At 71.5% G+C, this 17126-nt stretch carries 18 protein-coding genes and 1 tRNA gene; 2 read left to right on the top strand and 17 right to left on the bottom strand.

The genetic code is table 11. The features are described from left to right. Positions 1-35: 35 nt before the first annotated feature. Together BJP65_RS14295 and BJP65_RS14290 are read right to left on the bottom strand one after the other, a co-directional pair. On the bottom strand, positions 36-1652 hold the full coding sequence (locus BJP65_RS14295; RefSeq protein ID WP_055838129.1) for a cation acetate symporter: 1617 nt from the start codon (positions 1650-1652) through the stop codon (positions 36-38). Then, positions 1649-2002 (bottom strand): DUF485 domain-containing protein, encoded by a 354-nt coding sequence (locus tag BJP65_RS14290; protein ID WP_055838132.1) that lies wholly within the window; start codon positions 2000-2002, stop codon positions 1649-1651. Before BJP65_RS14290 ends, BJP65_RS14295 begins: the two co-directional genes overlap by 4 nt. Positions 2003-2141: 139 nt before the next feature. Here BJP65_RS14290 and BJP65_RS14285 point away from each other — a divergent pair, with 139 nt between their 5' ends. Further along, positions 2142-2993 carry a LuxR C-terminal-related transcriptional regulator gene (locus BJP65_RS14285; protein WP_055838134.1) on the top strand — a complete coding sequence of 284 codons (852 nt, stop codon included), beginning with the start codon at positions 2142-2144 and terminating at the stop codon, positions 2991-2993. Between the two features lie 112 nt (positions 2994-3105). Next, positions 3106-3390 carry a hypothetical protein gene (locus BJP65_RS14280; RefSeq protein WP_055838140.1) on the top strand — a complete coding sequence of 95 codons (285 nt, stop codon included), beginning with the start codon at positions 3106-3108 and terminating at the stop codon, positions 3388-3390. A 71-nt stretch (positions 3391-3461) separates the two neighbouring features. On the opposite strand, the gene BJP65_RS14275 is transcribed toward BJP65_RS14280, so the two are convergent. The 15 genes from BJP65_RS14275 to BJP65_RS14205 all read right to left on the bottom strand — a co-directional run bounded on the left by BJP65_RS14275 (position 3462) and on the right by BJP65_RS14205 (position 17066). After that, positions 3462-4205, bottom strand: coding sequence for a hypothetical protein (locus BJP65_RS14275; protein ID WP_070409570.1), 744 nt, complete (start codon positions 4203-4205; stop codon positions 3462-3464). A gap of 143 nt (positions 4206-4348) precedes the next feature. After that, positions 4349-5119, bottom strand: a complete 771-nt coding sequence (locus tag BJP65_RS14270) for an enoyl-CoA hydratase/isomerase family protein (protein WP_070409569.1) — start codon at positions 5117-5119, stop codon at positions 4349-4351. Between the two features lie 10 nt (positions 5120-5129). After that, entirely contained in the window at positions 5130-6275 is a 1146-nt protein-coding gene (gene paaE, locus BJP65_RS14265) for a 1,2-phenylacetyl-CoA epoxidase subunit PaaE (RefSeq protein ID WP_070409568.1), read from the bottom strand. Beyond that, the gene (gene paaD / locus BJP65_RS14260; protein WP_070409567.1) at positions 6275-6754 is read right to left on the bottom strand and encodes a 1,2-phenylacetyl-CoA epoxidase subunit PaaD; all 480 of its coding nucleotides are present in this window, start codon (positions 6752-6754) and stop codon (positions 6275-6277) included. Before paaD ends, paaE begins: the two co-directional genes overlap by 1 nt. Further along, positions 6748-7710 carry a 1,2-phenylacetyl-CoA epoxidase subunit PaaC gene (paaC, locus tag BJP65_RS14255; protein WP_374754259.1) on the bottom strand — a complete coding sequence of 321 codons (963 nt, stop codon included), beginning with the start codon at positions 7708-7710 and terminating at the stop codon, positions 6748-6750. Before paaC ends, paaD begins: the two co-directional genes overlap by 7 nt. Continuing rightward, positions 7707-8012 (bottom strand): 1,2-phenylacetyl-CoA epoxidase subunit PaaB, encoded by a 306-nt coding sequence (gene paaB, locus BJP65_RS14250; RefSeq protein WP_055838158.1) that lies wholly within the window; start codon positions 8010-8012, stop codon positions 7707-7709. Before paaB ends, paaC begins: the two co-directional genes overlap by 4 nt. After that, positions 8012-8971: a 1,2-phenylacetyl-CoA epoxidase subunit PaaA gene (paaA, locus tag BJP65_RS14245; protein WP_055838161.1), complete on the bottom strand. Its 960-nt coding sequence runs from the start codon at positions 8969-8971 to the stop codon at positions 8012-8014. The genes paaB and paaA overlap by 1 nt, the downstream gene beginning before the upstream one ends. A gap of 164 nt (positions 8972-9135) precedes the next feature. Beyond that, the gene (paaK, locus tag BJP65_RS14240; protein WP_055938153.1) at positions 9136-10446 is read right to left on the bottom strand and encodes a phenylacetate--CoA ligase PaaK; all 1311 of its coding nucleotides are present in this window, start codon (positions 10444-10446) and stop codon (positions 9136-9138) included. Next, positions 10443-10913: a hydroxyphenylacetyl-CoA thioesterase PaaI gene (gene paaI, locus BJP65_RS14235; RefSeq protein ID WP_258027485.1), complete on the bottom strand. Its 471-nt coding sequence runs from the start codon at positions 10911-10913 to the stop codon at positions 10443-10445. The genes paaK and paaI overlap by 4 nt, the downstream gene beginning before the upstream one ends. Beyond that, the gene (gene paaZ / locus BJP65_RS14230) at positions 10910-12976 is read right to left on the bottom strand and encodes a phenylacetic acid degradation bifunctional protein PaaZ (protein WP_070409565.1); all 2067 of its coding nucleotides are present in this window, start codon (positions 12974-12976) and stop codon (positions 10910-10912) included. The genes paaI and paaZ overlap by 4 nt, the downstream gene beginning before the upstream one ends. After that, a complete protein-coding gene (locus BJP65_RS14225) occupies positions 12973-13839 on the bottom strand; it encodes a 3-hydroxyacyl-CoA dehydrogenase family protein (RefSeq protein WP_070409564.1) in 867 nt (288 codons plus the stop codon). Before BJP65_RS14225 ends, paaZ begins: the two co-directional genes overlap by 4 nt. Further along, a complete protein-coding gene (locus tag BJP65_RS14220; RefSeq protein WP_083285870.1) occupies positions 13836-14645 on the bottom strand; it encodes an enoyl-CoA hydratase/isomerase family protein in 810 nt (269 codons plus the stop codon). The genes BJP65_RS14225 and BJP65_RS14220 overlap by 4 nt, the downstream gene beginning before the upstream one ends. Continuing rightward, positions 14638-15828, bottom strand: coding sequence for an acetyl-CoA C-acyltransferase (locus tag BJP65_RS14215; protein ID WP_070409563.1), 1191 nt, complete (start codon positions 15826-15828; stop codon positions 14638-14640). Before BJP65_RS14215 ends, BJP65_RS14220 begins: the two co-directional genes overlap by 8 nt. A gap of 383 nt (positions 15829-16211) precedes the next feature. After that, positions 16212-16287: transfer RNA gene (locus BJP65_RS14210), tRNA-Arg, on the bottom strand. Positions 16288-16301: 14 nt separating this feature from the next. After that, complete coding sequence (locus BJP65_RS14205; protein ID WP_083285869.1) at positions 16302-17066, bottom strand: NRDE family protein; 765 nt, start codon at positions 17064-17066, stop codon at positions 16302-16304. Positions 17067-17126: the final 60 nt, after the last annotated feature.

Below are 17126 nucleotides of genomic sequence, written 5' to 3'. Positions count from 1 at the left end.
CCGGCCCGCCGGAGCGGAGCCGGGCGTCGAAGCGGTCAGTGGTCGGAGGCCTTCTCGGCCCCGAAACCGGTGAGCGAACGCACCTCCATCTCGGCGGCCTTGCCTCGATCCTCGGCCGTGCGCGAAGTGACCGAGCCGAGCCACCCCAGGAAGAACCCGAGCGGGATCGAGACGACACCGGGGTTGTTCAGCGGCCAGATCGCCACCCCGGTGTTCGCGAACACGCTGGTGGGCCCACCCCAGAACACCGGCGAGAGGAAGATCAACAGCAGAGCCGATGCCAGACCGCCGTACATGCTCCACACGGCGCCGCGCGTGGTGAAGCGACGCCAGAACAGCGAGAACAGGATCGTGGGCAGGTTGGCCGAGGCGGCGACGGCGAAAGCCAGCGCCACCAGGAACGCCACGTTCTGCCCCTGCACGCCGATACCTCCGACGATCGCGAGCACACCGATGACGATCACCGTGCGCCGGGCCACCTTGACCTCGCCGTCGGGCGGCACGTCGCCCTTCTTCACGACGTTGGCGTAGATGTCGTGCGCGAACGAGGCCGCCGCGGTGATCGTGAGACCGGCCACGACCGCGAGGATGGTCGCGAACGCCACCGCCGAGATGAACCCGAGCAGCAGCGGTCCACCCAGCGCCAGAGCGAGCAGCGGTGCCGCAGCGTTCACGCCGCCGGGAGCGGCGAGGATCGCCTCGGAGCCCACGAGCGCACCCGCGCCGTACCCCAGGACCAGGGTGAGGAGGTAGAACATCCCGATCAGCCAGATGGCCCACACCACCGAACGACGCGCCTCTTTGGCGGTCGGCACGGTGTAGAAGCGCATGAGCACGTGCGGAAGCCCCGCGGTGCCCAGCACGAGCGCGAGGGCGAGCGAGATGAAGTCCCACGGGTTCGCGCCGTACTGCAGGCCGGGTCCGAGGATCGCCTCCCCCTTGGGCGAGGCGGCCACCGCGCTTTCGAGCAGGGTGTTCAAGCTGAAGCCGTTGATCGCGAGCACCCAGATCGTCATGACCAGCGCCCCGCCGATGAGCAGGAACGCCTTCACGATCTGCACCCAGGTGGTGCCCTTCATGCCGCCGATGAGCACGTAGACGATCATGAGCAGGCCGACGACCGCGACGACGATCGACTGCCCGACGCGCTCGGTGATGCCGAGCAGCAGCGAGACCAGACCACCGGCGCCCGCCATCTGGGCCAGCAGGTAGAAGAAGCAGACCGCGAGGGTGGTGAGGGCCGCGGCCATGCGGACGGGGCGCTCCTTGAGGCGGAACGACAGCACGTCGGCCATCGTGAACTTGCCGGTGTTGCGCATGAGCTCGGCCACCAGCAGCAGCGCGACCAACCACGCGACGAGGAAGCCGATCGAGTAGAGGAAACCGTCGTAGCCGTTGATGGCGATCGCGCCCACGATGCCGAGGAACGACGCCGCCGACAGGTAGTCGCCGGCGATGGCGAAGCCGTTCTGCGGGCCGGTGAACGAGCGGCCGGCCGCGTAGTAGTCGGCCGCGGTCTTGCTGTTGCGGCTGGCCCGGATGACGATGAACAGCGTCACGGCGACGAACGCGCCGAAGATCGAGATGTTCAGGACCGGGTTGTTCTCCACGGTGTCGACCGCGGCGGTGACGGTGGCGACGACGTCGTTCACGACTCCCCCCGTTCGGTGCGCTCGAGCTCAGCGCGCAGGGCCTCGGCGCGCGGGTCGAGCCGACGGTTGGCGTAGGCGACGTAGCCCATCGTGATGGCGAACGTCGTGACGAACTGTCCCAGCCCGAGCACAAGTCCGACCGTGATCGCCCCCGACACCGGCTGCGCCATGAACGCCGGAGCGAACGACGACAACAGGACGTAGGCGAAATACCAGACGAGGAACGCCACCGCGAGAGGGAACACGAAGCGGCGTTGACGCCTCTTCAGGTCCTGGAACGGTGCCGATTCTTCGACCGCGATGTAGTCGACTCCGCCCCCGGGGGCAGGGTCGATCCTTCTGTCCGTCATGTGGCCTCCTTGCCTCATGGGACCGGCGCAGCGTTGCGCCGATGGGGGATACGACCGGGGTCGTGGAAACGCTCCCGGTGATACTGTCGACGCTACGAAACGCGGCGACGAAGCCGTCACCCCCGGAAGTAGGTAGTGCGTGAAAGCACCGTCCCCTCTTCGAGACGATGCGACGCTCGTGTCGCATGCCGTGGCCGAACTCGCCCGGCGCACCCACTTCCCCGTCGCCTTCGGCGGGCTCGAGCACGACGGCGCCGTGCACGTCTCGACCATCGTCGGAGCCCGCACCCGCAGCATCGAGGGCCTCGTGGTCCATGCGTCCCGCGGCCTCGGCGGACGCGCCCTCGTCGAGCGTCGGCCGCGCATGACCCTCGACTACCGCACGTCGCGGACGATCACGCACGACTACGACCGCGCCATCCTCGGCGAGGGCATCGCCACCCTGTTCGCCGTCCCTGTGCTGGTCGGCGGCACCGCGCGCGGGGTGCTCTACTGCGGATCATGGGCCCAGTCGCAGGTCGGCGAGGTCGAGGCGCGGCCCGCGTTCGACGTCGCCGGCGAGCTCGGAACCGAACTGCGCGTGCGCGCCGAGGTCGAACGTCGCCTCGCCACCTCGCCCGCCTCCGAGAGCGGCCTCAGCACGGGCGCGCGCGAAGAGATCCGCGAGAGCTACGCGCAACTGCGCAGCATCGCGGCGACGGTCGGCGACGACGACGTGCGCCGGCGCCTCGAAGACCTCGAGGCACGCTTGGCCGCCCTGACCGGCGACGCTCCCGCGCGATGCGAAGACCCCGACGTGCATCTCTCGCCCCGCGAGATCGACGTGCTCGCGTGCGCGGCCGTGGGCTCGACGAACAGCGAGATCGCCGCCTCTCTGCAGCTCCGCGAGACCACCGTGAAGTCGTACCTCGCCTCGGCGATGTCGAAGCTCGACGCCTCGACGCGCCACGCCGCCGTCACCCGCGCGCGGCGCGCGGGGCTGCTGCCCTGACCCCCTGTGGCCCGGTGGGAATTGCCTGGAAATGGCTTCCCCAGGTTGAGGACGCCGTCGATTCTCGGCATCGTGGCTGGCTCCTGTCGTCGACAAAGAAGGAGAGTCACCCATGCTGACACTCACCGATGAGGCCACGACCGCCGTCAAGACCATCACCGCCCAGTTCCCGGACGCGCCGCAGGGTGGCGTCCGCATCGAGGGCGCGGGATCCCCCGAGTCGCAGTTCGCGCTGTCGGTGGTCGACGCCCCCGAAGCGAACGATGCCGTGGTCGAGAACGCCGGAGCGCGCGTCTTCCTCGACGCCGACGCCGCAGCCGTCCTCGACGACCGCGTGCTCGACGCGCAGATCGACCCGCAGGGCTCGGTGCAGTTCGCGGTGACCACCGCCGCCTGACGTCCTGCCCCGCGATCGATGCCCCGGCCGCGTGCCGGGGCATCGTCGTGTGCGCGCGGGCGCGGCCGGGATCAGCCCCGGAAGACCACGACCTCATCGGTCTGCTCGTCGTACACGAACTGCAGCGCCGTGTCCGCCGGGTACTCGGTGCGCTCCCGCTCGGGTGCGTCGTCGAAGAGGCGGATGGTGGTCGCCGCGGGGAACGTGCCGGCGGCGCAGGCCTGGGGAACGTACTGGCCGTCGTACGAGAACGCCCCGCCCCCTTCGACCGTGAGCAGGTCGGGCTGGTACACCGTGATGCAGGCGACGCCACGGCCGTCGGAGCGACCCGGGTCGGCGACGACGACGCGGAAGCCCTGGAACTCGGTGTACGCCACGGTCCCCCCGGGGGCTCCCGCCGTGAAGAAGTCCGGCGTGACGTACGACGGGTCAGGGCTCAGGCGGGCCACCTGGACGGCATCGGCCTGCAGGGGGTGCGTCTGCACCCGCTGCACCAGCACGAGCGCCACCACCGCCACGACGATCACGAGGGCGCTCACGACCGCCAGGACGATCGTCGACCGACGCGGGCGCGACCACGTGATCCGGCGGGCGCCCGACGAGTCGGCGTCGGACGGCGCCGCGTCGGCGACGTCGTCGGTCGAGGCGCCCCCGCCCACATCGGTCTCGGCAGAGGAAGGGACGGTGGGTTCGGCGGCGCGCCGCTCGAGCTCCGCGAGCCGCGCGAGCGCCACCGGGTCGGAGGCGATGTCCGCCGTCGGCGAGTACGCGCGGCGGCGCAGGCGGGCGAGTTCGTCGTCTTCATCGGTCGACATGAGCCGATTCAATCAATCCCGGCGTGCAGCGACGCGCTGCGCATCGCGTCCGGCCGAGAAACGCACCGCGGTCACCGCTCCCCCTCACGATGCGTCGCCCAGCGACAGCCCCTCGTACGGTGACCTCGTCGGTCGCCGTCGGATCAGTGGCCGACGAATTCCGGCGCACGCTTCTCGCGGAACGCCGCGAAACCCTCGCGATAATCGTCCGTTCGAGCGAGGGAGGCCTGCGCACTGTTCTCGAGCGTCATGGCCTCCCACAGCCCCCGTCGCTCATCGCGGATCGCGGTCACGATCCGCTTGCTGGCGAGGAACGCCGCCGTCGGCCCCCTCGCCGCGCGACGGGCGGCGAGGGCGACGGCATCCTGGATCTCGGATGCCGGGACCACCCGCGAGAAGAGTCCTGCGCGCACGGCCTCCTCGCCCGTCAGCAGGCGGCCCGTGTAGATGAGGTCGAGCGTGGCGTGGGTGCCGAGACGCTCGACGAAGAGCGCGTGGCCCCCGGAGTCGAGGGTCGCGCCCAGGGCGGCGAAAGGAGAGCCGATCTTGGCGTCGTCGGCGACGAACACGACGTCGGTCGCGATGAGCAGGCCCAGGCCCACGCCCAGGCACGCCCCGTGGGCGGCGGCGAACGTGGGCGCCGGGAAAGACGCCATGCGCTGCAGCAGCGGCGCCAGCGTGTCGTCGAGGTACCCCGACACGTCGTCGGTCGCCGGGTCGACGCCGGCGATGTCGCGGCCGGCGCAGAACGCGGGGCCCTCCCCGCGCAGCAGCACGGCGCGCGCACCGTCGGCCTCGGCGCGGTCGTAGGCCGCGGCGAGCGCGCGCAGGTCGTCGATGCCGAGCGCGTTGCGTCGCGACGGAGCGTTCACGGTGATGGTGGTCACACCATCGGCGAAGACGTCGTCGATCACGGCATCCCTCTCATCCGTCGTAGTCGACGCGCACGGTGTCGGACGTCGGGTGCGACTGGCACGTCAGCACGTACCCGCGCTCGATCTCGTCGGGTTCGAGCGCGTAGTTCTCGGTCATCGACACGGCTCCCTCGACCACCCGCGCACGGCACGTGCCGCAGACGCCCCCCGCGCAGGCGAAGGGCACGTCGGGGCGCACGCGCAGGGCTGCCGCGAGGATCGTCTCGTTCGCCGAGACCGGACTGTCGACGTGGGCGGACTGCCCGTCGAGCGTGAAATCGATCGAGCGCACCGGCTCGTCGGCACGGACGCGCACGGGGCGCGCTCCCCCGGTCTGCGCCGGGGCGTCGCCGTCGCCCGCGGTGAACAGCTCGAAGCGCACGCGCTCGCGCGGCACTCCCACCTCGGCGAGGGTCTCGCGGCAGAGTTCCACGAGCGCGAACGGTCCGCAGAGGAACCACTCGTCGACGGCGGCGGGGTCGATGAGCCGCGACAGGATGAGGCGCAGGCGCTCTTCGTCGATGCGCCCCGAGAAGACCGGAGCGGCACGCTGCTCGCGCGAGAGCACGTGGTGCAGCGTGAGGCGGGCCGGGTAGCGGTCTTTCAGGTCGGCGAGCTCGTCGACGAACATGACGTCGGTCGAGGAGCGGTTGGCGTAGACGATCGTCATGCGGGCGTCGGCGGAGCGCTCGAGCACATCGGCGGCGAGCGCCATGATCGGCGTGATGCCGGAGCCGGCGGCGATCGCGACGACGTGGCCGGTGGCGACGGATGCCTTCGAGACGAACGTGCCCTGCGGGCTCATCACCTCGACCTCATCTCCCGGGCGCAGCCCCTCGTGCGCCCAGCTCGAGAAGCGGCCGTCGGGATCGCGCTTGATGCCGACGCTGACCGCGCCCCGGGTCGGCGGACGGCACAGCGAGTACGAGCGGCGGAGTTCCTCTCCCTCGACCGTGGCGCGCAGCGCCACGTACTGTCCGGGCGCGTAGTCGAAGGCATCGACGAGATCGTCGGGGACGGCGAAGGTCACCTCGATCGCGGTGGGGGTGAGGGGCCGCACGTCGGCGACACGCAGCGTGTGGAACCGGGCGCGCGCACGGGGACCCGTTGCCGGCCCGCGCGTCGCGGCCGGGGTCGTGGCATCCGTCATCGTCATCAGAGCGCCTTGAAGTGGTCGAAGGGTTCGAGGCAGGCGCGGCACTCCCAGAGCGCTTTGCACGAGGTGGAGCCGAATCGCGAGAGTTCGCGCGTGTCGAGCGAGCCGCACTGCGGGCACGCCACGCTCAGACGCAGACGGATGGGCCCCGCGGGCGCCCTCCCTGACGGCGGGGCGATGCCGTAGGCGGTGAGCTTGCGGCGGCCCTCGTCGCTCATCCAGTCGGTCGTCCACGCGGGGCTCAGCGTCGTCTTCACGATCGTGCGGTCGAAACCGGCCGAGGTGAGCGCGAGCACGATGTCGTCGCGGATCGCGTCGACCGCGGGGCATCCCGAGTAGGTGGGGGTGATCGTCACGGTGACCGTGTCGCCGTCGACCCGCACGTCGCGGAGCACGCCGAGGTCGTCGATGGTGAGCACGGGCACCTCGGGGTCGACGACGGCGGCGGCCACGGCGCGGGCGTACTCGACGCTCACCACGTCGCTCCCGGGTGCCGACGGGCGAGCACCTGCATCTCCGCGATCAGCGGTCCGAAGGCGGGGTGATGGATGCCACGGCGCCCACCCGCCGACGAACCCGGAACCGCGGGGACGGGCACGTCTTCGTCGTCGAGCACGGTGGCGAGCACCGCGTCGACACGACCCCGCAGACTCGAAGGACGCACGGCGACACCGGCGAGCCGGTCGTGCAGCGGCTCGTCCCGGAACAGCTCGTCGAGGTACGGCCAGGTGTCGTCGAAGGCGACCAGGAACCGCCGCCGCGACTCCTCGGTGCCGCCGGCGAGCCGCAGCGTCCACTGCACGGCGTGATCGCGGTGGTAGTCCACTTCTTTCTCGGCCTTGGCGGCGACGGCGGCGAGCACCGGATCGGTGGATGCCGTGAGGTCGCGGTACAGCTCGAGAAGGTACGTCGACGCGAGCAGCTGCCGGGCGATCGTGTGCGCGAAGTCGCCGTTCGGCAGCTCGAACAGCCACATCGAGCGGAACTCGGCCTCGTCGCGCCCGTAGGCGAGATCGTCTTCGCTGCGGCCGTCGTAACTGCCGGCGTAGCGCAGCAGGGAGCGCGCGTGACCGAGCAGGTCGAGGGCGATGTTGCCGAGCGCGACATCTTCTTCGATCTCGGGGGCGCGCGCGATCCAGCCGCAGAGGTTCTGCGCGAGGATCAGGGCGTCGTCGGCGAGACCGAGCGCGTAGGCGGCGACGTCGGGGTCGGTGGCGCGGTCGTCTCCGCCGGCCAGTTCGGCGGCGAGCTCGCGGGCGTCGAGCGAGACATCGCCGTGCGGGTCGTCGCCGTGCGGGTCGTCGCCGTGCGGGTCAACGCCGTGGGGGTCAACGCCGTGCGGGTCAACGCCGTGCGGGCCGTCGCCGTGTCCCGCGTCGGTGACGTCGATGAACTCATCCGCCGATGCCCGCGACCCATCCGTCGTCGTGCTCACAGGTGCGGCACCCCCTCGGACGCGGTGTAGTACACCGCGTGCCGGTAGTTCTTGCCCGCCGGCGACTCGAAGAACGCGCCCTTGGCTCCCGGATCGCTCGTGGTCACGGCATCCGAGGGCACGACCCAGACCGACACGCCCTCACCGCGACGCGTGTAGAGGTCACGGGCGTTGCGGACGGCGAGTTCGGCGTCGGGCGCGTGCAGCGAGCCCACGTGCACGTGGCTGAGGCCGCGGTTGGCGCGCACGAAGACCTCCCACAGGGGCCAGGTCTCGGCGGGGCTCCCCCCGGGAGTCGCCATCAGGCGGCCGCCTTCGCACTCTTCTTCGCCGCGTACGCCGCGGCGGCTTCGCGCACCCACGCACCCTCTTCGTGCGCGTCGCGACGGTGCTGGCGCCGCGTGGTGTTGAGGGGGCCTCGCCCGGCGAGCACCTCGTGGAACTCACTCCAGTCGATCTCACCCATGTCGTACTGGCCCGTCTCGTCGTTGAAGCGCAGGTCGGGGTCGGGCAGGGTCACCCCGAGTACCGCCGCCTGCGGGACGAGCATCGACACGAACCGCTGACGCAGCACGTCGTTGCTGAAGCGCTTGATGTTCCACGCCGTCGATTGCGCCGAGTTGGGCGAGTCGTCGTCGGGGGGACCGAACATCATCAGGCTCGGCCAGTACCAGCGGTTCACGGCGTCCTGCGCCATCTCTCGCTGCGCGTCGGTGCCCTGCATGAGCGTGAGGAGGATCTCGAATCCCTGGCGCTGGTGGAACGACTCCTCTTTGCAGATGCGCACCATCGCGCGACCGTAGGGTCCGTACGAGGCGCGGCACAGCGGCACCTGGTTGCAGATCGCGGCGCCGTCGACGAGCCAGCCGATGGCGCCCATGTCGGCCCACGTCGGGGTCGGGTAGTTGAAGATCGACGAGTACCGCGCCTTGCCGTCGACGAGCTGCTGCGTCATCTCGTCGCGGGTGATGCCGAGGGTCTGCGCCGCCGAGTAGAGGTAGAGGCCGTGTCCGGCCTCGTCCTGCACCTTGGCCAGCAGGATCGCCTTGCGCTTCAGGCTCGGCGCCCGCGTGATCCACGCTCCCTCGGGCTGCATGCCGATGATCTCGGAGTGCGCGTGCTGCGAGATCTGGCGGATCAGCGTGCGGCGGTAACCCTCCGGCATCCAGTCGCGGGGCTCGATGCGTCCGTCGGCCTCGATGAGGGCGTCGAACATCGCCTCGCCGTCGAGTGCGGCGTCCGTCGTGAGTGCTGTCGTCATCGTCGACTCCCTTTACAGACCGATCGTTCAGTAAAAGTGTAACCGGGGGCGGGTCGCCCCGCAACGGGCGTCCTCCTCCGTCTTGACGGCGCCGAGGAGCGCCCGACCGGCGCGACCCCACGATGGTCCGTGGTCTCGACGTCGGCCCGGCGCCCGGGCGCCCGTCACCGCAGGTCGTACACCCGCTTGTACTTGCCCTCGCTGCGCGGCAGGGCACCCGGCTCCTCGACGTTCACGTCGACGCTCGTGCCGATGAGCACCTTGATCCGCTGCTGCAGCACGACACCGGCGGCCTCGCAGACCTCTCGCTGCAGGGCGGGGTGCCGTTCGATGCGGACGGTCATGGCATCCATTCGTCCTTCTCGACGCAGCTCGAGCACGAAGTGCGGGGTGAGCGTCTCGATGCCCATCACGATCTCCTCGATCTGGGTCGGGAAGAGATTCACCCCGCGCAGGATGATCATGTCGTCGTTGCGACCGGTGATCTTCTCGATGCGTCGCATCGACGGGAACGCCGTGCCCGGCTTCAAGCGGGTGAGGTCGCGGGTGCGGTAGCGGATGACCGGGAACGCCTCTTTGGTGAGCGAGGTGAACACCAGTTCGCCGAGTTCTCCGTCGGCCACCGGGGCGCCGCTCTCGCCGTCGATCGTCTCGGGCAGGAAGTGGTCCTCCCACACGTGGGGGCCGTCTTTGGTGAGCGCGCTCTCGCTGGCCACCCCCGGGCCCATCACCTCGCTCAGGCCGTAGATGTCGACGGCGACGACGTCGAGGCGCCGCTCGATCTCCCGGCGCATCTCGTTGGTCCAGGGTTCGGCGCCGAGCACGGCGACGCGCAGCGACGTGGACCGCGGGTCGACGCCGGCGGACTCCAGCGCGTCGGCGATGGTGAGCAGGTAGCTCGGCGTGCAGAGGATGGCGTCGGGCGCGAAATCCTGGATGAGCTGCGCCTGGCGCGCGGTCTGCCCACCCGACATCGGGATGACGGTCGCCCCGAGCCGCTCGATTCCCGCGTGGGCACCCAGCCCTCCGGTGAACAGGCCGTACCCGTAGGCGTTGTGCACGCGATCGCCCGCGCGGATGCCCGCGGCGCTCAGCGAGCGCGCGACGAGATCGGCCCAGCGATCCAGGTCACCCGCGGTGTAGCCCACCACGGTGGGGCGCCCGGTCGTGCCCGACGAGGCGTGGATGCGGCGCACCTCGGCCATCGGCACGGCGAACATGCCGAAGGGGTAGGTCTCGCGCAGGTCGGCCTTGGTCGTGAACGGCAACAGCCGAATGTCGTCGAGGGTACGGATGTCGTCGGGGCGCACGCCCGCGGCGTCGAATTTGCGGCGGTACATCTCGACGTTGTCGTAGGCGTGCCGCACGGTCCACTGCAGGCGCTCGAGCTGCAGCGCGCGCAGGCTCTCGAGCGGGATGCCGGTGGGATCGACGGATGCCAGGAAGTCGGGGCGCGAGGGAACGGTCATGGTCATCGGGACACCTCCGTGGTGGAGAGCGCGGCAGCGCGCTCGGGGTCGGGTGTGGCGGCGGGTCGGGAGTCGGCCGGCGGGCGCCGATCCGTCGTGATGCTGCGCCCGCGCACCTCGGCGACGAGGTCGCCGGTCTCGTCGGTCACCCGGATGTCGTACAGGCCCGTCCGCCCGCTCCGGGCGCGGCGGGCGGCGGTCGCCGTCAGCGTCTGCCCCGCGGTCGTGGACTTCAGGAACGTGATGTCGGCGCCGCCCGCGACGGTCACGCGCTCGTCTTCGTTGCACGCGATCGCGAACGCCGTGTCGGCGAGGGTGAAGACGAGCCCGCCGTGGGTGATGGCGAAACCGTTGAGCATGTCGTCGCGCACGGTCATCGACACGCGGGACTCCCCCGGCGCGTCGTGCTCGACGACCATGCCGAGCATCGCCGAGGCCTGATCGCGCTGCATCATCGGTCGGAGCGCGCTCACACCAGCACCTCGGCGGGCTGCCACGTCTTCGCCACGAGCGTCAGTACGTCGTACTGCGCGACGATCTCGTCGTCCTGGTTGTGGATGACGGCATCCCACCGCACCTCGCCGTACTCGTCGGTCTCGCGCGGGGTGATCTGCTTCGCCGTCAGAGCGACGCGGATACGATCGCCGGGTGAGACGGGGGTGACGAAGCGCAGGTTCTCGAGGCCCGAGTTCGCCAGCACCGGACCCGGTGCGGGATCGACGAACAACCCGGCCGCCCACGACACGAGCAGGTAGCCGTGCGCGACGCGTCCCGGGAAGAAGGGGTTCGCCGCGGCGGATTCCTCGTCCATGTGCGCGTAGAACGTGTCGCCGGTGAAGTTGGCGAACACCTCGATGTCGTCGAGGGTGACTTCCCGCTCGGCCGACTCCACGGCATCGCCGATCCGCAGGTCGGAGAGGGGCTTGCGGAACGGATGCCGCCCCGCGGTGTCGGTCTCGGCTCCCGGATGCCACACCCCCGTCAACGCGGTCAGCATGCGCGGCGAGCCCTGGATCGCGGTGCGCTGCATCGAATGCAGGACCGAGCGGATGCCGCCGAGCTCCTCGCCGCCGCCGGCGCGGCCGGGTCCGCCGTGCACGAGGTGCGGCACGGGGGCGCCGTGACCGGTGGAGGTACGGGCGTCGTCGCGGTCGAGGAAGAGCACGCGGCCGTTCATCGCGCCCATGCGCGTGAGCAGCTCGGTGGCGACACCGGGGTCGTGGGTCGCGACGCTCGTCACGAGCGAGCCGCCACCCCGGCCGACGATGGTCGCCGCCTCCGCGACGTCGGTGTACTCGACGATGCTCGCGACCGGTCCGAAGGCCTCGATGTCGTTGACGGCCGGGGTCGTGGCATCGGCGAAGGCCAGGAGCATGGGTTCGAGGAAGGCGCCCTCGGCCGAAAGCGCGCCCTCCGCCACGCGCGCGTCGGGGGCCTCCGCCGACCCGACGACGAAACGCCCGCCCGCGTCCTGCAGCACGGCGACCTGCCGCAGCACCTCGTCGCGCTGCTCGCGCGAGACGAGCGGCCCCATGGTCACGCCCTCGACGCGCGGGTCGCCGACGACGACGCGTTCGGCGATCTTCTCGCGCAGCGCCGCGGCCACGGCATCCGTGGTCCCCGCCGGCACGATCGCGCGGCGGATCGCGGTGCACTTCTGCCCCGCCTTGGTGGTGAGCTCGACCAGCAGCTGCTTCACGTACGCGTCGAACTCGGGGGTGCCGGGCACGGCGTCGGGGCCGAGGATCGAGGCGTTGATGGAATCGGTCTCGCTCGTGAAGCGCACGCCGGGCTTCGCCTGGGCGCGCAGGCGCTCGGCGGTGGAGGCGCTGCCGGTGAAACCGACGGTGTCGCCGAGGTCGAGCAGGTCGAAGAGGCCGGGAACGCTGCCGCTGACCAGCTGCAGCGCGCCCTCGGGGAGCAGGCCGGTCTCGACGACCATGCGCACCCAGGCCTCGGCGATGTACGCCGTGGGCGTCGCGGGCTTGACGATCGTGGGGAGGCCTGCGAGGAACGCGGGGGCGAACTTCTCGAGCGACCCCCACATCGGGAAGTTGAAGGCGTTGATCTGCACCGCGACGCCGGGGAGGCGCGTGTACACGTGGCGCCCGAGGAACGATCCGTCCTTCGACAACGGTTCGACCGGCCCGTCGAGCACGACCGTTCCCGCGGGCAGCTCACGGCGGGCCTTCGACGAGAAGGTGAACAGCACGCCGATGCCGCCGTCGATGTCGCTCAGCGAGTCGCGGCGGGTCGACCCCGAGCGCATCGACAGCGCGTACAGCTCTTCGCGGCGCTCGTTCAGCGCGATCGCGAGGTTCTTCAGCACCATCGCGCGCTGGTGGAAGGTGAGGGCGCCGAGGCTCCGCTGGCCCTCCCGGCGCGCGAAGGCGACGGCGCCCGCGAGGTCGAGACCCTTCGTGCTGACGCGGACGACCTCGTCGCCCGTCGACGCGTCGCGGACGACCGCGGCGTCGGGATCCTCGACGGGCGTCCACCAGGCGCCCTTCACGTAGCTCGGGAGAAACGTCATCATTCGCTCCATTCGTAGAATCCGCGGCCGGTCTTGCGGCCCAGGTGCCCCGCGTCGACGAGCTTCTTCAGCAGCGCCGGCGGGGTGAAGCGTGCACCGAAGGCGCGCTCCAGTTCTTCGGCGATGCCGAGGCGCACGTCGAGTCCGACGATGTCGGTCGTGCGCAGGGGGCCCATCGGATGCCGGTACCCCAGCTCCATGGCCGTATCGATGTCGTGGGCCGAGGCGACGCCCTCCTCGAGCATCCGGATCGCCTCGAGGCCGAGGGCGACGCCGAGGCGGCTCGACGCGAACCCGGGCGTATCGCGAACGACGACCGCGGTCTTGCCGATCGCGGCGATCCACACCCTGGCGGCCTCGACCACCTCGGGGTCGGTCGCAGCCCCCGTCACCACCTCGACGAGCGCCGAGGCGGGCACCGGGTTGAAGAAGTGCAGCCCGACGAAACGCGCGGGGCGTGCGAGCGACGCGGCGAGCGCGTCGATCGAGATGGACGAGGTGTTGGATGCCACGACCGCACGATCCGACACGACCGCCTCGAGGCGGGTCAGGGCGTCGATCTTCAGCGCGCGGTCCTCGGGGACGGCTTCGACGACGAGGCCGGCGTCGGCGAACGCGGCGGCATCGGTCCCGGTGGTCAGGGCCGTGGCATCCGGCGTCTCGATGCCCCGCACGGCCGAGCACTGCAGGGCCGTCTCGACGCGTTCGCGTGCGGCATCGGCCGCGTCGGCGTCGCGCTCGACGACGTGCACGCGGGAGCCGGCGAGCAGGAACGCATGGGCGATGCCGGCGCCCATCCGGCCCCCGCCGAGCACGCCGATGGTCGAGGGCAGCGATGCCGCGGGGGCGTGGTCGGGAAGGGTCATCTCTTCTTCCTCTCGAGGAACGCGGTCATGCGAGCGCGCTTGTCGTCGCTGTCGAACAGCTCGGCCTGCAGTTCTCCGTCGATCGCGGGGTGCTCGGCGCGGGGGGCGAGCAGCGCGCGCTTGGTCAGCACGGTCGCCCGCATGGAGTTCGCGGCGATGCGGTCGGCGATCGCGTGGGCGGCGCCCCGCAGATCGTCGGGCTCGTGGATGCTCGACAGCAGGCCCCACGCGAGCGCCTCGTCGGCGTCGATCACCCGCGCGGTGAGCAGCAGTTCGCTGGCGCGCGCGTGGCCGACGATCTCGGGCAGGCGCCACGCGGCGCCGGCGGCGGCGATGATGCCCAGGCCGGGCTCGGGGTTGCCGAAGCGCACGCGGGGTGTGCCGATGCGGATGTCGGCCGCGTAGGCGAGCTCCGCTCCCCCGCCGAGGGCGAAGCCGTCGACGGCCGCGACGACGGGCATCGGCAGGTGGCGGATGCGGTCGAACACCGTGGCGTTGATGCCGCGGCGGGCGTCGTCGCCGGTGCGCTCGCGCAACTGCGCGATGTCGGCCCCCGCCGCGAAGATCCCGCCGGCGCCGGTGAGGATCAGCGTGCGCGGTCGCTGCTCGAGCTCGGCGCACAGCGCGTGCAGCTCGTCGACCATGGCCTGATCGATCGCGTTGCGGCGATCGGGGCGGTCGAGGGTCGCGATGACGCGGTCGTCGAAGGCGTCGACGCGCAGGCGGGAGGCCTGGCTCTCGGTCCCGTCGACGACCTCGGGGGTCTGGCTCGCGTCGGTGGCGGCCCCGCGCGTCGGCTCAGCCATCGACCCGCTCCACGATCATCGCGGTCCCCTGTCCGACGCCGACGCACATGGTCGCGAGCCCGTACCGGGCGTTCTCGCGCTCGAGGCGTCCGAGCAGCGTCACGAGCAGGCGGCTGCCGCTCGATCCGAGCGGATGACCGAGGGCGATCGCGCCGCCGTCGGCGTTGACGATCTCGGGGTCGAGTCCCAGCCGTCGCATGCACGCCAGCGACTGCGACGCGAACGCCTCGTTGAGTTCGACCGCGCCGAGGTCGGATGCCGAGAGCCCGGCCTTCGCGAGGGCCTTCTCGGTCGCGGGCACGGGACCGAGGCCCATGATCTCGGGCGCGAGAGCGGCCGACGCGTGCGAGACGAGGCGCGCGCGGGGCCGCAGTCCGTAGCGTTCGACCGCTCGGGCGCTGGCGACGACGATGGCCGAGGCCCCGTCGTTGAGCGAGCTTGAGTTGCCCGCCGTGACGACCTCACCGCCCTGGACCACCGGGCGGAGTCGGGCCAGCGCCTCGAGCGAGGTGTCACGGCGCGGACTCTCGTCGGCGTCGACCACCCCTCGGCCCGTGTCCACGGCGACGATCTCGCTCGCGAAGCGTCCGGCATCCTGAGCCGCCACGGCCCGCTCGTGGCTCCGCAGGGCGAAGGCGTCGGCGTCGGCGCGGGTGATCGCGTCGACGCGGGCGACCTCCTCGGCCGTCTCGGGCATCGAGAAGGTTGCTTTGTCGCGCGCGGCGAGGCGCGGGTTGGTGAAGCGCCAGCCGATCGAGGTGTCGAAGGAGGCGCCGGGCTTCGCCCACGCGCGCTCGGGCTTGGCCTGCACCCAAGGCGCGCGGGTCATCGACTCCACGCCGCCGGCGACCACGATGTCGGCATCGCCCGACCGCACCGCCTGCGAAGCGAGGGCGATGGCGCTCATCCCCGACGCGCAGAGTCGGTTCACGGTGAGGCCGGGGATGGCATCCGGCAGTCCCGCGAGCAGCACGGCCAAGCGGGCGACGTTGCGGTTGTCCTCGCCGGCCTGGTTCGCGGCCCCGAGGATGACCTCGTCGATCGCGTCGACGGGCACGCCCGCGCGCGTCACGGCTTCGGCCACGACGAGGGCAGCCAGATCATCGGGACGAACGGATGCCAGAGCCCCGCCGTACCGCCCGACCGGGGTGCGCGCACCGCCGATGAGAAACGCCTCCGACATCGCCATCCTCTCCCCCGCCGACGTTGGCGAGGTCGTTCATCCTCGACTTCGAGGTTTTCCGACCGATCGTTCAGTAATCATGTCACGGTGAGGGTGGGAGTGGCAACGGGCGTGCGCGGGCGGGGGGGTCACGCGGGCGGGATCTCACGCGCGCGGGGCCTCACGCGCGCGTGATCGCGCGCGCGCCAAACACCCACGTCCCCTCGGAGCCTCAGCGTGAACGCGTGAGCCCGCGACGTCTGTGCGCGCGGCGAACAAACACCCGCCGACTGCCGGCACGGAGCGGGCGCCTCAGCCGGAACGCGCGACCCCGTGGAGCGTGTGCGCGGGGTCGCAGCCGGCCATGCCGACCGTTCGATGTGCCGACAGCCGCGACCAGGAAGTGGTGCCCCCGACAGGATTCGAACCTGCGACGCCCGCGTTAGGAGTGCGGCGCTCTATCCCCTGAGCTACGAAGGCGGGATGGATCCAGCCTACTGCGGCCTCTCGGCGGTCTCGGCGCGCGGGACCATCGCCGAGGGGATGCCACGGCGCAACCGCGCGGCGAGTCCGTCGTCCCAGCGGCCGGGCTCCTGCAGTGTCGCTTCGCGCACGTCGACGCCGCCGGGTCCGATGCTGGCGACACAGACGAGCAGCGACTCGAGCACGTGCCCGTCATGGTCGTCGCGGCGCAGCACCGCCGCGCCCGGGTCGTGGGTGGACTGCTCGACGACGTCGAGCCACGGCATCCACCACTCCTCGCCCGCGGCGAGGCCCACGCGGCGGAATCCCGCCAGCCATCGCGCGATGCGCGGCGTGCCCTCGTCGTCGACCGCGTGGTGGGCGATCATATGCGTGCCCGGTGCGAGGCGCGTGCGGCGGGCGACCAGGCCGTCCCACTCCACGAGGTGGGCGCCCGCGGCATCCACCTCGACGAGATTGAAGCCCCGCGTGAGCGGGCGATCCGGGATGCCGTCCCCCACCGCGTCGAGGGGAACACCGCCGCGCGTGACGACCTCGTCGTCGCCGCGGTCGGACAGGTCTTCGCGGTTGAGGAGCACCGCGAGGCGGGCCGCATCGGGGTCGACGGCGAGCCAGGCGCCGCCGGCGCGGTCGTCACGCACACCCAGCACTCCGCCGCGCTCCGGCCACCAGCGGCCCAGACCGCGCCACGGCCGGTGGCGGTCCTCGTCGCGCACGGCGAGCAGCCGCACCGGTTCGCCGGGCATCCCCGGAACGTCGATCACGACCGTGCACATCTGCTCCACGCTACCCGGGCGGGGGTTCGGTCGGGGCGCTGTGCGCTTCTTCGGCGCCTG

This window comes from Microbacterium sp. BH-3-3-3 (genome assembly GCF_001792815.1).
In the GTDB taxonomy this organism is placed as follows: Bacteria; Actinomycetota; Actinomycetes; order Actinomycetales; family Microbacteriaceae; genus Microbacterium.
Note: the sequence above shows the minus strand (reverse complement) of the source record. Positions and strands in the feature narration are given on the sequence as shown.

Excerpts from the sequence above, each read along its gene's own strand:
- BJP65_RS14215 (WP_070409563.1), bottom strand. The coding sequence starts at position 15,828 with ATGTCGGAGGCGTTTCTCATCGGCGGTGCGCGCACCCCGGTCGGGCGG.
- BJP65_RS14275 (WP_070409570.1), bottom strand. The coding sequence starts at position 4,205 with ATGTCGACCGATGAAGACGACGAACTCGCCCGCCTGCGCCGCCGCGCG.
- BJP65_RS14220 (WP_083285870.1), bottom strand. The coding sequence starts at position 14,645 with ATGGCTGAGCCGACGCGCGGGGCCGCCACCGACGCGAGCCAGACCCCC.
- BJP65_RS14225 (WP_070409564.1), bottom strand. The coding sequence starts at position 13,839 with ATGACCCTTCCCGACCACGCCCCCGCGGCATCGCTGCCCTCGACCATC.
- paaB (WP_055838158.1), bottom strand. The coding sequence starts at position 8,012 with ATGGCGACTCCCGGGGGGAGCCCCGCCGAGACCTGGCCCCTGTGGGAG.
- paaK (WP_055938153.1), bottom strand. The coding sequence starts at position 10,446 with ATGACCATGACCGTTCCCTCGCGCCCCGACTTCCTGGCATCCGTCGAT.
- paaZ (WP_070409565.1), bottom strand. The coding sequence starts at position 12,976 with ATGATGACGTTTCTCCCGAGCTACGTGAAGGGCGCCTGGTGGACGCCC.
- BJP65_RS14290 (WP_055838132.1), bottom strand. The coding sequence starts at position 2,002 with ATGACGGACAGAAGGATCGACCCTGCCCCCGGGGGCGGAGTCGACTAC.
- paaA (WP_055838161.1), bottom strand. The coding sequence starts at position 8,971 with ATGACGACAGCACTCACGACGGACGCCGCACTCGACGGCGAGGCGATG.
- BJP65_RS14280 (WP_055838140.1), top strand. The coding sequence starts at position 3,106 with ATGCTGACACTCACCGATGAGGCCACGACCGCCGTCAAGACCATCACC.
- paaE (WP_070409568.1), bottom strand. The coding sequence starts at position 6,275 with ATGACGATGACGGATGCCACGACCCCGGCCGCGACGCGCGGGCCGGCA.
- BJP65_RS14205 (WP_083285869.1), bottom strand. The coding sequence starts at position 17,066 with ATGTGCACGGTCGTGATCGACGTTCCGGGGATGCCCGGCGAACCGGTG.